The following is a 14990-nucleotide window of genomic DNA, read 5'->3' as shown; positions in this document are numbered from 1 at the left end:
GCCTGGAAAGTCAGGGGTAGAGTGATCGTCATTGTCTTCTGACCGAATTCACCTGGAGCGACCCATGACCCAGACTTCGAACAACTCTGATCTGCGTAACGGCCCTGACGCCAACGGCCTGTTCGGTGCGTTCGGTGGCCGTTATGTAGCGGAAACCCTGATGCCGTTGATCCTCGACTTGGCTCGCGAATACGAAGCGGCCAAGGAAGATCCGGCATTCAAGGAAGAATTGGCCTACTTCCAGCGTGATTACGTCGGACGTCCGAGCCCGCTGTATTTCGCCGAACGCCTGACCGAGTTCTGCGGCGGCGCGAAGATCTACCTCAAGCGCGAAGAGCTGAACCACACCGGCGCGCACAAGATCAACAACTGCATCGGCCAGATTCTGCTGGCGCGGCGCATGGGCAAGAAGCGCATCATCGCCGAAACCGGCGCCGGCATGCACGGCGTGGCCACGGCCACCGTTGCTGCGCGGTTCGGTCTGGACTGCGTGATCTACATGGGCACCACCGATATCGAACGTCAGCAGGCCAACGTCTTCCGCATGAAGCTGCTCGGCGCTGAAGTCATTCCGGTCGTGGCTGGCACCGGCACCCTGAAAGACGCGATGAACGAAGCTCTGCGTGACTGGGTGACCAACGTCGACAACACCTTCTACCTGATCGGCACCGTGGCCGGCCCGCACCCTTATCCTGCAATGGTTCGCGACTTCCAGGCCGTCATCGGCAAGGAAACCCGCGATCAGCTGCAGGCTCAGGAAGGTCGTCTGCCGGACAGCCTGGTGGCGTGCATCGGTGGCGGTTCCAACGCCATGGGCCTGTTCCACCCGTTCCTCGATGACAAGAGCGTGGAGATCATCGGCGTCGAAGCCGCCGGTTACGGCATCGAAACCGGCAAGCACGCGGCCAGTCTGAACGGCGGGGTGCCGGGCGTGCTGCACGGTAACCGCACCTTCCTGCTGCAGGACGACGATGGCCAGATCATCGACGCCCACTCGATTTCCGCCGGCCTCGACTATCCGGGCATCGGCCCTGAACACGCCTGGTTGCACGACATCGGCCGCGTCCAGTACACCTCGGTAACCGACGACGAAGCGCTTGAAGCGTTCCACAAATGCTGCCGTCTGGAAGGGATCATTCCTGCCCTGGAAAGCGCCCACGCCCTGGCCGAAGTGTTCAAGCGCGCACCGAAACTGCCAAAGGATCACCTGATGGTGGTCAACCTCTCGGGCCGTGGCGACAAGGACATGCAAACCGTGATGCACCATATGCAACAGTCGCAGCAGGAGAAGCACTGATGAGCCGCCTGCAAACCCGCTTTGCCGACCTCAAGCAACAGAACCGCGCCGCGCTGGTGACCTTCGTCACCGCTGGTGATCCTGACTACGACACTTCGCTGGCAATCCTCAAAGGCCTGCCGGCGGCGGGTGCCGACGTGATCGAACTGGGCATGCCGTTCACCGATCCGATGGCCGATGGCCCGGCGATCCAGTTGGCCAACATCCGCGCGCTGGCGGCCAAACAGAATCTGGCGAAGACCCTGCAGATGGTTCGCGAGTTCCGTGAAGGCAACAGCGACACGCCGCTGGTGTTGATGGGTTACTTCAACCCGATCCACAAATTCGGCGTCGAGCGTTTTATCGCCGAAGCCAAAGAGGCTGGCGTCGATGGCCTGATCGTGGTCGACATGCCGCCAGAGCACAACGAAGAGCTGTGTGACCCGGCGCAGGCTGCCGGGCTGGATTTCATTCGCCTGACCACACCGACCACCGACGACGCGCGTTTGCCTCGCGTGCTCAATGGCAGCTCCGGTTTTGTCTATTACGTGTCGGTGGCCGGGGTGACCGGTGCCGGTGCGGCAACGCTGGAACATGTGGAAGAGGCGGTTACACGTCTTCGTCGGCATACCGACCTGCCGATCAGCATCGGTTTCGGTATCCGGACACCGGAGCAGGCCGCAGCGATCGCGCGTCTGGCTGATGGTGTGGTGGTGGGCTCGGCGTTGATCGATCACATTGCCAGTGCCGATACGCCTGAGCAGGCCATCGATGGCGTATTGAGTTTGTGTTCGGCGCTGTCCCAAGGCGTGCGCACTGCTCGCGTCTAAGGTCGCAGGGGAAAACAAAAAGGCTTCAGAACAGGCGTTCTGAAGCCTTTTTTTGTGCTCAGGGTAATTGCAGTCCGCCCGAGGCCTTGTGCAGTTTGCGCAAATGTTCGCCAATCTGCTTGACGTTGGCCTCGCTGGCGGCAATCTCGGCGGCACGCTTGGGTTCAAGCAGCTTGCGCACTTCAGTATCGAGGTCGCCGGACAGCGCCAGCAGCTTCTTCTGCCGCTGGCTGCTTTCCGCTTCCAGTCGGCCAAACTCGCTCGGCTGCGGTAGTCCGTAACCCTTGGAGTCGAGCAGTTCCGCCGGGCGGCTGAGGAAGCCACTGTTGGCGAGGATCTCCTGCAAGGTCGCATTGGCTTTGTCCATGCCGCCGTTTTCCAGCTCGCGGGCACCGAGGTAACGTTGCTTGACCTCATCCTGCGCCAGTAACAACTGCCGGCGGAAACTAGCCTGCTCAAGCAGCAACAGCGCCGCGCTGGTGCGCAGGTCGGCGCGGTCGAACCATTCGCGGCGTTGTTCAGCGCTGAGTGACAGCCAGTCTTCGACAGTGGTCTGCTTGATCGGCAGCTGCTTCTTCAACACATCGAACATCGCCTGATAACGATCGCGGAACGAGTCGAAGCGGTAACCCAGGCGCAGCGCTTCTTTCGGATCGTCGAGCACACTGGTGTCGGCCAGACCACGGCCCTTGAGCACTTCGAGCAAGCCGTTGGGCATGATGCTGTCGAGGCCGACCAGTTGGCTGTTATTGCTGCCGCTGCGCAACAGTTTCAAACCTTCTACCGCGCAGTTGTTGGACAGGAAGAAATAGTTGCCGTCGTAGCTCCAGTGCATCTCGGCAGCGTGTTCGACCACGCCTTCGATTTCCTCGCGAGACAGGTTCAGCGGCACCGAAGCGAGGCTGCGCAGCTCGGTCTTGGTGTATTCGTCGATCACTTGCGCCAGCGGCAACACGAACAGCCGCGACGGGTACTTGCCGACCAGTCCGTCCCAGCTCGACAGCTGCACATCGCCAACGAAGGCGCGATAGGACAGCACCAGGTGCTGATCGAGGTCGAGGCGGCAATCCGGGCCACGCGGGCGACCTGGGGCGCAGATCACCAGGCGCAGCATGCTGTGGCCCCAGCGGCTGACCCAGTTCTGATTGGCCTCGGCCAGCAGGTAATCGACCGCGTAGACCCGTTTCGGATCGACTTGCCCCAGAGGCTGCTTGGCGAAGTCATTGCCCGCATTGAGAAAGGCGAAGCTCTTGCTGCAGGTGTCCTGCGCTGGCGGCGCCCAGCCGAAATGTTCCTTGTAGTAGCGATACAGCGCCGGGCGGCGGCAGGCGTAGCTCGGGTCGAGGAGGAAGTACTCCATGTTGACCGCGACGAATTCCTTGGGACTGGAAATCTCGTAGAGGTCCGGACTGCGGGCGATCTGGCGGTTGTGTTGTTCACGCTCGCCACGGCGGCCGACGTACTGTTGCCACCCGGCCAGATCGAGCAGGCGCGGGTCGTCGCTGATGGTGAAGCGGCGACCGTTCTGCCCGCGACACTCATCGGGAATGCCGATCAGCCCGGCGCTGTTGAAGCGTCGGGTGCAGCGCTGGATCAACGTGCGCTCGGCGCCCGGCCATAAACGCGCACGATCATAAATGTGGGTAATTTCGTGCAGCACCGTGGCCAGCAGTTCCTGGCGCACAGTGCCGTGGGGGCGATTGGTTTTCTCTTTCGCCGCGCTGCCATCGGTGAGGCTGGCGAGCAGCTTGCGGTTCAGATCGAGTTCGGCAACCAGCGTCGCCTGCCCGTAAGCGTTGGCTGGCATGTCGTCGGTCCAGCCGACGTCGATGCGCCGATCCAGCCGCTCGATGAAGCTCGGCGGCAGTTTCGCCATCGCCTCATCGATCAGCGCCTGACTGGCCTGTTGTTGAGCCGGGCTCAGACCCTCGGTCTTGAGCCGCAATTGCAGGCCGGCGTGGGCGCTGTTGCCAAGCAGCAACAACGCCCCGGCCAGCAGCCAGGCGCCAACGGACCTCACAGTGCGAGGATGGCTTCGGCGAGTACCTGATCACTGGCGTCGCGCGCTTCCGGCACGCGAGTGCGCAAGGTGTTGAGCGCGGCTTCGAGGTGCGCGCCACGGATGTCGCCGTTGCTGGCGACGAAACTGGCGGCGTCGTCGTGGGCTTCGCGGATGATTTTCGAATCGCGAATCGACGTGGTGGTGTCGGAAGTGAAATCGATAGTGCGCTGGGAGGCACGAACGATGATGTTACTGGTGGCTACCAGGGTGTGCGCCTGGGCCACATCGGCCAACACAAACAGGCCAAGGACGGCAGCAATCAGCGGGCTACGCATGGAACGACTCCGGAAGGACAAGGATAACTATTGGACGAGAATTGCCTCTGCCAGTTCAAGGTCGCTGGCATGAAGTTTTGGCCGGGTTTTGCGCAGGTAATGCAGCGCGGATTCCAGCCGTGCGCCTCGCCATTCACCGTCACTGGCAACAAAGGCGGCCGCATCATCATGGGCGGCGAGCAGCAGTTTACGGTCGAACGGCGCAGAAGACACCATGCTGGTCGCGTAACCGCTGACAACCGTGCCTTGGGTCGACGCATTGAATGCATCGAAGGCGTTGGCGGACATCGCCCAGCAGGCGCTGAACAAGGCAGAAGAGATGAGCAGGTTTGGAAGAAAGCGCATGGGACTCGACAACTGTTAACGAGTCTGAAGGCTAGCGCAAATGCCCGGGCCAGAGCCAGCGTTGAAACATCGGGACACGGCTGGCGTGTCCCGCAATACGCAAACGATCAGAGGGTCAGAATGGCCTGAGCCAATTGGGCATCGGTGGCATTGAGTTGTGGCGCCTGATGGCGGATGTGATCGAGCGCACTTTCCAGTTTCACCCCGCGGATATCGCCTTCGCTGGCCACGAAGCTGGCGGCATCGTCGCGGGCGGCGAGGACGATCTTGTCGTCACGGAACGAGGAGGTCACATCGGAAGTGGCGTCGGAAGTGGCTTTCAGCGCGCCGACGATCGAGTCGGTGGTGACGATGAAGCTGGTAGCGCTGGCGTTGGCAGCCACGGCCAGCAGGGCGGCGGCACTGAGCAGACGAAGACGGGTCATGATGGAACTCCTTTGGATAAACCGTAGTGAGAGGTGGCTCGGTATCTGAGGAGTCAGACGCCTGTTGCGCAACGTTCGCCACGTTCTGCATGGATATTAGGCTGCCAGATGCGGTTCGCCCAGTGGTGGCCAGTGATACTCAAAGGTCCTGGATAACTGTACCGGTATTATTTTAGTGTTTCGTAAATTGTACCTGTGCTCGTTCAGGGTGTGTTTAAGAGCATTCAAGGCCCTGAAACGACAAAACCCGTCGTGGTTGCCCACGACGGGTTCTGCTTGTGCAATTCGGGTTGCTGGCGGTGGGTCTGACGACCAGAGCCAGCGACGCTGCTTAGCGCCAGAACGGCTTGCTCAGCTCTTCGTAGCGTTGTGCTTCGCTGATACCGGCATCAGCCAGCAGACGCGAATCCAGACGGGCCAATTGGTGGCGGCTGGAGATGCGGCGCTGCCACAACATCAGGTTGGCAATAACGCGCAGAGGCAGGGAAGCCTGGGTGTTTACAGCTTTGTCTTCGAAGAACAGTTCGGAACTGAGTGTACGTTCCATGGTTGACATCCTTCCGCTTGTGGCGGGATCAGGTAGTGGTTTGACTGGTGCCCATGATCCTCTCGTTTGGATAGTCTCTGTAGATACAGTTCATTTGTATTGTGAGTGAGCAGTTAACTGTTTATGAATGGTGTACGGGTCGAAATTGGGCAAACTGTACCTGTCCGCACTTGATTGGTGCATTTCGGCTTGTATCGAGGGTATGAGTAGGACTTTGCTGTAGGAAAAGACCGGTACAGCAGTACAGTTTTTTGCGATCCTGCTTCTCGCGAGCATCCACCGAGGCAAAACTGTGTTTGCCTCGGTGATTATCTGTGTGAATCACACCGCCAGCATGCGCCCGGTTTCTTCCAGGTTCATATGCCAGCTCAGTGCTTCGCGCAGGATGTGCGGGGTATGACCGCCGATTGCACAGGCAGCGCTGAAGTAATCATTCAGTGCCTGGCGAAAGTCCGGATGCACGCAGTTGTCGATGATCACTCGTGCGCGCTCCCGTGGCGCCAGGCCACGCAGGTCGGCGAGGCCGACCTCGGTCACCAGAATGTCGACGTCATGCTCGGTATGGTCGACGTGGCTGACCATCGGCACCACGCTGGAAATCGCGCCACCCTTGGCGATCGACTTGGTCACGAATACCGCCAGATGCGCATTGCGCGCGAAGTCGCCGGAGCCGCCGATGCCGTTCATCATCCGCGTGCCGCAGACATGGGTGGAGTTGACGTTGCCGTAGATGTCGAACTCCAGCGCGGTGTTGATGCCGATGATGCCCAGACGCCGCACCACCTCCGGGTGATTGGAGATCTCCTGCGGCCGCAGAATCAGTTTGTCCTTGTACTTCTCCAGGTTGCCGAACACGTCGCTGTTGCGCCGCTCGGACAGGGTGATCGAGCTGCCCGAGGCGAAGCTCAGCTTGCCGGCATCGATCAGGTCGAAAGTCGAATCCTGGAGCACTTCCGAGTACATGGTCAGGTCTTCGAACGGCGAGTCGATCAAGCCGCACATCACCGCGTTGGCGATGTTGCCAATTCCGGCTTGCAGCGGGCCGAGCTTGTTCGTCATACGCCCGGCCGCAACTTCCTGCTTGAAGAAGGTGATCAGGTGTTCAGCGATAGCGTTGGTATCAACGTCCGGTACCGACACTGTGGACGGCGAGTCCGACTGCTGAGTGATGACAATCGCAACGATCTTCTCCGGCGGAATCGGGATCGCCGTGCTGCCGATGCGATCGTCGACTTTTACCAGCGGGATTGGCGTGCGCGTCGGGCGGTACGTCGGGATATAGATGTCGTGCAGGCCTTCGAGGTTGGCGTTGTGGGCCAGGTTGATCTCGACGATCACTTGTTTGGCGAAGATCGCGAAGCTGGCCGAGTTGCCCACCGAAGTGGTCGGCACGATATGGCCTTGTTCAGTGATGGCGACTGCCTCGATGACGGCGATGTCCGGCAGCTTCAACTGTTGGTTGCGCAGTTGCTCTACGGTTTCCGAGAGATGCTGGTCAATGAACATCACTTCGCCGGCGTTGATCGCCTTGCGCAACGTGCTGTCGACCTGAAACGGCATACGCCGCGACAGCACGCCAGCCTCGGTCAGTTGCTTGTCGAGGTCGTTACCCAGGCTGGCGCCGGTCATCAGGCTGATCTTCAGCGGCGTGACCTTGGCGCGCTCGGCCAGTGCGTGGGGAACGGCCTTGGCTTCGCCGGCGCGGGTGAAACCGCTCATGCCGACGGTCATGCCGTCCTCAATCAGAGCAGCGGCGTCGGCAGCGCTCATCACTTTATCCAACAACGAAGGCAGGCGAATACGGTCACGGTACATGGATTATTATCTCGGGCAACGAGTAGCAGGATGCGCAGTCTAGTGAATTTGGCCGGCGCCTGTCCCGCTACCAAGGTCGCAAACGAGGTCTCTATTTCGCGGGTTTGCAGTAAAACACCGTTACCGGATCTGCAACAACGCGGCAAATTGTCCAGCGTCTGGCGCAAACAAAAACGCCCCGACAAGTCGGGGCGTTCGCTATTGCAACGGGTGATTACTCAACCGCTTTGACCATGTCTTCGATGACTTTCTTCGCGTCGCCGAAAACCATCATGGTCTTGTCCAGATAGAACAGTTCGTTGTCCAGGCCGGCGTAGCCGCTGGCCATCGAGCGCTTGTTGACGATGATGGTCTTGGCCTTGAACGCTTCGAGAATCGGCATACCGGCAATCGGCGACTTCGGATCGTTCTTCGCGGCCGGGTTGACCACGTCGTTCGCACCGAGCACCAGCACAACGTCGGCCTGACCGAACTCGGAGTTGATGTCTTCCATCTCGAACACCTGATCGTAAGGCACTTCGGCCTCGGCGAGCAGGACGTTCATATGCCCAGGCATGCGACCGGCCACCGGGTGAATCGCGTACTTCACGGTCACGCCGCGATGGGTCAGCTTCTCGGTCAGTTCCTTCAGTGCGTGTTGTGCACGGGCCACTGCCAGACCGTAGCCCGGGACGATGATCACGGTGTCGGCGTTGGTCAGCAGGAAGGTTGCGTCATCAGCCGAGCCGGATTTCACCGGACGGGCTTCCTGCGCACCGGCAGGGCCTGCATCTGCCGTATTGCCGAAACCGCCGAGCAGTACATTAAAGAAGGAGCGATTCATCGCCTTGCACATGATGTACGAGAGAATCGCACCGCTCGAACCCACCAGCGAGCCGGCAATGATCAGCATCGAGTTGTTCAGCGAGAAACCGATGCCCGCCGCCGCCCAGCCGGAATAGCTGTTGAGCATCGACACCACTACCGGCATGTCGGCGCCGCCGATCGGGATGATGATCAGCACGCCCATCACGAACGCCAGTGCCAGCATCAGCGCGAACGCCATGAGGTTGCCGGTGAACATGAAGGTCAGGCCGAGAACCAGCGTAGCCAGACCCAGAACCGCATTGAGCTTGTGCTGACCGGCGAACTGTACCGGTGCGCCCTGGAACAGACGGAACTTGTATTTGCCTGAGAGCTTGCCGAAGGCGATCACCGAACCCGAGAAGGTGATAGCACCGATCGCAGCACCGAGGAACAGCTCCAGACGGTTGCCCGCCGGAATCGCATCGCCCAGTTGTTTAACGATACCCAGCGATTGCGGCTCGACCACCGCCGCGATGGCAATAAACACCGCCGCGAGGCCGATCATGCTGTGCATGAACGCTACCAGTTCCGGCATCTTGGTCATTTCAACGCGCTTGGCCATGATCGAGCCGGCGGTACCGCCGATCAGCAGGCCCACGATCACGTAACCGATACCGGCAGTGGCCAGCTCGGCGCCCAACTTATAGATTAGGCCGACGGTGGTGAGGATAGCCAGCGCCATGCCAAGCATGCCGAACAGGTTGCCGCGCCGCGAAGTGGTCGGGTGCGACAGGCCTTTGAGGGCCTGGATAAAGCAGATCGACGCGATCAGGTAGAGCGTCGTGACGAGATTCATGCTCATTACTTCGGCGCCTCTTCTTTTGCTTTCGGGGCTTTCTTCTTGAACATCTCAAGCATGCGGCGGGTGACCAGGAAGCCACCGAACACATTGACCGCCGCCAGTGCCACAGCCAGCGTGCCCATGGTCTTGCCCAGCGGCGTAACGGTCAGCGCAGCGGCGAGCATGGCGCCGACGATCACGATCGCCGAGATCGCGTTGGTGACTGCCATCAACGGCGTGTGCAGCGCAGGTGTAACGTTCCAGACCACGTGGTAACCGACATAAATCGCCAGCACGAAGATGATCAGGTTGTAGATACCGGGGGAGATAAGCTCTTCCATCGTCTGAATCCCTGCTTAGGCGTTTTTGCGGATGACTTGGCCGTCGCGGCACATCAGGCACGCGGCGACGATGTCGTCTTCGAGGTTGACGTCGAACTGGCCTTCCTTGGTGAACACCAGCTTGAGGAAGTCCAGCAGGTTGCGTGCGTACAGCGCCGAAGCATCGGCAGGGACTTCACCGGCGAGGTTGGTCGGGCCGACGATGGTCACACCGTTTTCCACAGCGACCTGATCGGCGACGGTCAGTGGGCAGTTGCCACCCTGGGCGGCGGCGAGGTCGATGACCACCGAGCCCGGTTTCATCTGTGCCACGGTCTCGGCGCTGAGCAGCGTCGGCGCCTTGCGGCCCGGAATCAGCGCGGTGGTGATGACGATATCGGCCTGCTTGGCGCGCTCGTGCACAGCCTGGGCCTGACGCTGCATCCAGCTCGCCGGCATCGGCCGCGCGTAACCGCCGACACCGACGGCGCATTCGCGCTCTTCATCGGTCTCGTAAGGCACGTCGACGAACTTCGCGCCGAGGGATTCGATCTGTTCCTTCACCGCAGGGCGCACGTCGGAGGCTTCGATCACCGCACCCAGACGTTTCGCCGTGGCAATCGCCTGCAAACCGGCCACGCCTGCGCCAAGAATCAGCACGCGCGCCGCTTTCACGGTGCCCGCAGCAGTCATCAGCATCGGCATGAAGCGTGGGTAATAGTGAGCGGCGAGCAACACTGCTTTGTAGCCGGCGATGTTCGCCTGCGACGACAACACATCAAGACTCTGCGCCCGCGAGGTGCGCGGTGCCGCCTCGAGGGCGAACGCGGTAATGCCGCATTCGGCCATCTTCGCGATGGTCTCGTTGTTGAATGGGTTGAGCATGCCCACCAGCACCGCACCGCGCTTGATCAGCGTCAGTTCGGCATCGCTTGGCGCGACCACTTTGAGTATCAGCTCGGCGCCGAACGCGTCATTGGCGCTGCCAATGCTTGCGCCGGCCGCTTCATAGGCACTGTCGACGACACTGGCTTTGACGCCAGCGCCGCTTTGCACAGTGACCTTATGGCCTTGGCTGATCAGCTTCTTGATGGTTTCCGGGGTTGCAGCAACCCGTGTTTCACCGGTCTGGGTTTCGAGAGGAACACCAATGTGCACGTCAAATCTCCTGCGTGATCTTATTGAGTAAACCCATGCACTACGGATGGTGCGACTGGGGCGGCCGATCAGCACGATCCCGCCGAATCAGGGCGGGGCGCGGCATTTTGCAGGCGAACTTTATGCCCTTCAAGGGATTATGACGGGTGACGGAAAATTAACTACAAGTCATGCCGTGACCGAATGTCGCAGATGGCCAGTTGAATCCCTTGCAGGCCGTGCCCTGCAAGGATTCTGGCTTAATTTAAAAAAAATTCGCATCGGTGGCGTGAATAGGCAGTAATGAGTCGCCATTAGAGGCTGAAAGCCACGTGTTTTGCAGCTTGTGGGACGTCTGTACGACTTTCGGATACAGTCTGCGCAAAAGCGACAAATAATTATATCTGTAGGGCTTTGGCTTTTCTGACTACGGGGTTAAGTATTGCGCAAAGCCTTTATTCTTCTAGGCTGTAGCTCTGCGCTTGATTTACCAGCCAGTCGCGAAATGCCTTCAGCGATGCCGATTCGACCTTTCGCTCCGGAATCATCAGGTAATAGGCCTTGATGCTGGAGAGCGCTTGAGGGTTGGCAACCACCAGACGTTTCTCTGCCAGCTCGCGCTGGATCAGAAACGGCGGAATCAGCGCGACGCCCATGTCGTGCATGGCTGCCTGGGCAAGCATGGAGAATAGCTCGTAGCGTGGACCTGTCATGTCGCGCGGAATATTCAGCTGTTGCGAGTTGAACCATTGGCGCCAGGCGTAAGGTCGGGTCGTCTGCTGCAGCAGCGGTAGCTCGGCGATGGCTTGCGCTGTCAGTTGCTTGCGATCGCCGAGTAGGGCGGGGCTGCACACCGGCATCGGATTTTCGCCCATCAACCTGTGGGATTCGGTACCCGACCAGTCGGCGTCGCCGAAGTAAATCGCGGCATCGAATTCGGTGTCGGCAAACAGGAATGGCCGGGTGCGGTTGGTCAGGTTGACGGTCACTTCCGGGTGCTTGAGCTGGAAATCCTTGAGCCGTGGCAGCAGCCATTGCGTGCCGAAGGTCGGGACGACTGCGAGCTCGATGACGTTGGTGCCCTGCTGGCCCATCACCGAGAGGGTGTCGCGCTCCACTGCATCGAGCTGAGTCGCCACCCGGCGACTGTAGGAAAGTCCCGCTTCCGTCAGCTTCACCCCACGTCGCGAGCGCCGGAACAGTTGCACGCTGAGGAACTCTTCGAGGCTGGCGATCTGTCGGCAAATGGCGCCTTGGGTGAGCGACAGCTCTTCAGCGGCCCGGGTAAAGCTCTCATGGCGGGCGGCAGCTTCGAAGCTGATCAGTGCGGCGGTGCTGGGGATCTTCCTGCGCATGTACGTCAACCTCACTAATGCGCCGCATAAAAGGCAATTCGCGACGGTTCGGAGTGAGAAATTAGCACAACAGGATGCGAAATCCTCGTTTGCCGCGATGGCGAACCGCGCCTAGGATCAATGCCACGTTAATTCACCCGATTGCGAGGGCACACTCATGGGCGGTAAAGCTAGTTTCAATTGGATCGATCCCCTGCTGCTGGATCAACAGCTCACCGAAGAAGAGCGGATGATCCGCGATACCGCCGCGCAGTTCGCTCAACAGAGTCTGGCGCCGCGTGTGCTCGAAGCTTTCCGGCATGAAAAGACCGATCCGGCAATCTTCCGCGAGATGGGTGAAGTCGGCCTGCTCGGCGCCACCATTCCAGAGCAATACGGTGGCAGCGGTCTGAATTACGTCAGTTATGGCTTGATCGCACGTGAGGTCGAGCGCGTCGACTCCGGTTATCGCTCGATGATGAGTGTGCAGTCCTCGCTGGTGATGGTGCCGATCAACGAATTCGGTACCGAAGCACAGAAACAGAAGTATCTGCCGAAGCTGGCTTCCGGCGAATGGATCGGTTGCTTTGGTCTGACCGAGCCGAACCACGGTTCCGATCCGGGCGCGATGATTAGCCGGGCGCGTAAGGTTGATGGCGGCTACAGCCTGACCGGTGCGAAAATGTGGATCACCAACAGCCCGATCGCTGACGTCTTCGTGGTCTGGGCCAAGGACGATGCCGGCGATATCCGTGGCTTCGTTCTGGAGAAAGGCTGGAAAGGTCTGAGCGCTCCGGCGATTCACGGCAAGGTCGGCCTGCGCGCTTCGATCACCGGTGAGATCGTCATGGACAACGTGTTCGTGCCGGAAGAGAACATTTTCCCGGATGTCCGTGGCCTGAAAGGTCCTTTCACCTGCCTCAATTCCGCACGCTATGGCATTTCCTGGGGCGCGCTGGGCGCTGCCGAATTCTGCTGGCACACTGCGCGCCAATACACTCTGGATCGTCAGCAGTTCGGTCGTCCGCTGGCCGCAACTCAGCTGGTACAGAAGAAACTCGCCGACATGCAGACCGAAATCACTCTGGCACTGCAAGGCTGCCTGCGCTTGGGTCGGATGAAGGATGAAGGCACTGCCGCCGTTGAAATCACTTCGATCATGAAGCGCAACTCCTGCGGCAAGTCGCTGGATATCGCGCGGATGGCGCGCGACATGCTCGGTGGTAACGGCATCTCCGATGAGTTCGGTGTGGCCCGTCACCTGGTCAACCTGGAAGTGGTGAATACCTATGAAGGTACCCATGACGTTCACGCGCTGATCCTCGGGCGTGCGCAAACCGGTCTGCAGGCGTTCTATTAATAGGAGAGCAGACCATGGGCGCGCTGTCGCATCTGCGGGTACTGGATTTATCGCGAGTGCTGGCCGGGCCTTGGGCTGGGCAAATCCTCGCCGACCTTGGCGCCGAAGTGATCAAGGTCGAGCGGCCAGGCAATGGTGACGATACTCGCGCGTGGGGTCCGCCCTTTCTCAAAGACGCTTACGGCGAGAACACGTCGGAAGCGGCTTATTACCTGTCGGCCAACCGCAACAAGCAATCGGTGACCATCGACTTCACCCGTCCTGAAGGGCAGAAGCTGGTGCGCGACCTGGCGGCGAAGTCGGACATCCTCATCGAGAATTTCAAGGTGGGCGGTCTGGCGGCCTATGGCCTGGACTATGAGTCGCTGAAGGCGCTCAACCCGAATCTGATCTATTGCTCTATCACCGGCTTCGGTCAGACCGGTCCTTACGCCAAGCGTGCAGGGTATGACTTCATGATCCAGGGCCTCGGCGGCTTGATGAGTCTGACTGGTCGACCTGAAGGAGATGAAGGTGCTGGCCCGGTGAAAGTGGGCGTAGCGCTGACGGATATTCTCACCGGGCTGTATTCAACGGTGGCGATTCTCGCGGCGTTGGCTCATCGCGATCACGACGGTGGTGGCCAGCACATCGATATGGCGTTGCTGGATGTGCAGGTCGCGTGTCTGGCTAACCAGGCGATGAACTACCTGACCACCGGCAATGCGCCAAAGCGTCTGGGCAATGCCCATCCCAATATCGTGCCTTATCAGGACTTTCCTACGGCGGATGGCGACTTCATCCTCACCGTGGGCAATGACGGGCAGTTCCGCAAGTTCGCCGAAGTCGCCGGGCAGCCGCACTGGGCGGATGATCCGCGCTTCGCGACCAACAAGCTGCGAGTGGCGAACCGCGCGGTGTTGATTCCACTGATCCGCCAGGCGACGGTTTTCAAGACGACAGCCGAGTGGGTTGCTCAATTGGAGCATGCGGGTGTGCCTTGTGGGCCGATCAATGATCTGTCGCAGGTGTTTGAAGATCCACAAGTGAAGGCGCGCGGTCTGGCGATCGAACTGCCTCATGCATTGGCGGGGATGGTGCCCCAGGTGGCCAGCCCGATTCGATTGTCGGAGACGCCCGTTGAATATCGTCATGCGCCTCCTTTATTAGGTGAGCACACGTTAGAGGTTCTGCAGCGGGTGCTGGGCCTGGGGGCAGGTGCGGTGGCTATGTTGAAGGAGGAAGGCGTCCTTTAAGTCTTCTTCTATATAGAAGGAGCTCTTTTCTCATCTGATTGGATGTTTTTTAACCAATACGCAAGTTATTGAAAGAAAAGCGAAATTAACGGTTGACGGCAGATTCCAGAGGTCTATAATTCGCCCCACTTCCGGCGCAGTCGAAACGGAAAACTCCTTGAGATTCAAAGAGTTACGCAGTTTTCGACCGCGGCTTGCTTCAGATCATCGAAGCCTGGAAGGAGTTGAAAGGGCAGTGATGTGTAGCTCTTTTAACGGTTCGATCTTCTCGGTCGAAAGCGGAGAAAAAGAGGTGTTGACAGCAGCGATTAACGCTGTAGAATTCGCCTCCCGCTAACGAGAGATCGGAAGCGCAAGTGGTTGAAGTTGTTGAAGAATTCTTCGAAAACTTCTGAAAATAAT

Annotated in this window: 14 protein-coding genes; 4 read left to right on the top strand and 10 right to left on the bottom strand. The window is 59.6% G+C overall.

What is annotated here, in order from left to right:
* The first annotated feature begins 64 nt into the window (after positions 1-64).
* On the top strand, positions 65-1297 hold the full coding sequence (trpB, locus tag KVG85_RS19735; RefSeq protein ID WP_217864727.1) for a tryptophan synthase subunit beta: 1233 nt from the start codon (positions 65-67) through the stop codon (positions 1295-1297).
* Positions 1297-2106 (top strand): tryptophan synthase subunit alpha, encoded by an 810-nt coding sequence (trpA, locus tag KVG85_RS19730; RefSeq protein ID WP_217864726.1) that lies wholly within the window; start codon positions 1297-1299, stop codon positions 2104-2106. Before trpB ends, trpA begins: the two co-directional genes overlap by 1 nt.
* 58 nt (positions 2107-2164) lie before the next feature.
* Here trpA and KVG85_RS19725 read toward each other — a convergent pair whose 3' ends face one another.
* The 10 genes from KVG85_RS19725 to KVG85_RS19680 form a co-directional block, all read right to left on the bottom strand.
* Positions 2165-4126, bottom strand: a complete 1962-nt coding sequence (locus tag KVG85_RS19725; protein WP_217864725.1) for a DUF7844 domain-containing protein — start codon at positions 4124-4126, stop codon at positions 2165-2167.
* Complete coding sequence (locus tag KVG85_RS19720) at positions 4123-4443, bottom strand: DUF2388 domain-containing protein (protein ID WP_217864724.1); 321 nt, start codon at positions 4441-4443, stop codon at positions 4123-4125. Before KVG85_RS19720 ends, KVG85_RS19725 begins: the two co-directional genes overlap by 4 nt.
* Positions 4444-4470: 27 nt before the next feature.
* On the bottom strand, positions 4471-4788 hold the full coding sequence (locus tag KVG85_RS19715; RefSeq protein ID WP_024015031.1) for a DUF2388 domain-containing protein: 318 nt from the start codon (positions 4786-4788) through the stop codon (positions 4471-4473).
* 107 nt (positions 4789-4895) lie between these two features.
* Complete coding sequence (locus KVG85_RS19710; RefSeq protein WP_016772298.1) at positions 4896-5213, bottom strand: DUF2388 domain-containing protein; 318 nt, start codon at positions 5211-5213, stop codon at positions 4896-4898.
* A gap of 331 nt (positions 5214-5544) precedes the next feature.
* Complete coding sequence (locus KVG85_RS19705) at positions 5545-5760, bottom strand: DUF1127 domain-containing protein (RefSeq protein ID WP_007911656.1); 216 nt, start codon at positions 5758-5760, stop codon at positions 5545-5547.
* A gap of 321 nt (positions 5761-6081) precedes the next feature.
* Complete coding sequence (scpC, locus tag KVG85_RS19700; protein ID WP_071173986.1) at positions 6082-7575, bottom strand: succinyl-CoA:acetate CoA-transferase ScpC; 1494 nt, start codon at positions 7573-7575, stop codon at positions 6082-6084.
* Between the two features lie 214 nt (positions 7576-7789).
* The gene (locus KVG85_RS19695; protein WP_217864723.1) at positions 7790-9223 is read right to left on the bottom strand and encodes an NAD(P)(+) transhydrogenase (Re/Si-specific) subunit beta; all 1434 of its coding nucleotides are present in this window, start codon (positions 9221-9223) and stop codon (positions 7790-7792) included.
* The gene (locus KVG85_RS19690) at positions 9223-9543 is read right to left on the bottom strand and encodes an NAD(P) transhydrogenase subunit alpha part 2 (protein WP_003220416.1); all 321 of its coding nucleotides are present in this window, start codon (positions 9541-9543) and stop codon (positions 9223-9225) included. Before KVG85_RS19690 ends, KVG85_RS19695 begins: the two co-directional genes overlap by 1 nt.
* Positions 9544-9558: 15 nt before the next feature.
* Positions 9559-10680: a Re/Si-specific NAD(P)(+) transhydrogenase subunit alpha gene (locus KVG85_RS19685; RefSeq protein WP_217864722.1), complete on the bottom strand. Its 1122-nt coding sequence runs from the start codon at positions 10678-10680 to the stop codon at positions 9559-9561.
* A gap of 434 nt (positions 10681-11114) precedes the next feature.
* The gene (locus KVG85_RS19680; protein ID WP_122506367.1) at positions 11115-12014 is read right to left on the bottom strand and encodes a LysR family transcriptional regulator; all 900 of its coding nucleotides are present in this window, start codon (positions 12012-12014) and stop codon (positions 11115-11117) included.
* Positions 12015-12171: 157 nt separating this feature from the next.
* Between KVG85_RS19680 and KVG85_RS19675 the strand changes: the two genes are divergently transcribed.
* Both KVG85_RS19675 and KVG85_RS19670 read left to right on the top strand, forming a co-directional pair.
* Complete coding sequence (locus KVG85_RS19675; protein WP_024015035.1) at positions 12172-13353, top strand: acyl-CoA dehydrogenase; 1182 nt, start codon at positions 12172-12174, stop codon at positions 13351-13353.
* Between the two features lie 14 nt (positions 13354-13367).
* Positions 13368-14588: a CaiB/BaiF CoA transferase family protein gene (locus tag KVG85_RS19670; RefSeq protein WP_130911552.1), complete on the top strand. Its 1221-nt coding sequence runs from the start codon at positions 13368-13370 to the stop codon at positions 14586-14588.
* The last annotated feature ends 402 nt before the right edge of the window (positions 14589-14990 follow it).

This window comes from Pseudomonas triticicola (genome assembly GCF_019145375.1).
GTDB classification, from domain to species: domain Bacteria; phylum Pseudomonadota; class Gammaproteobacteria; order Pseudomonadales; family Pseudomonadaceae; genus Aquipseudomonas; species Aquipseudomonas triticicola.
Note: the sequence above shows the minus strand (reverse complement) of the source record. Positions and strands in the feature narration are given on the sequence as shown.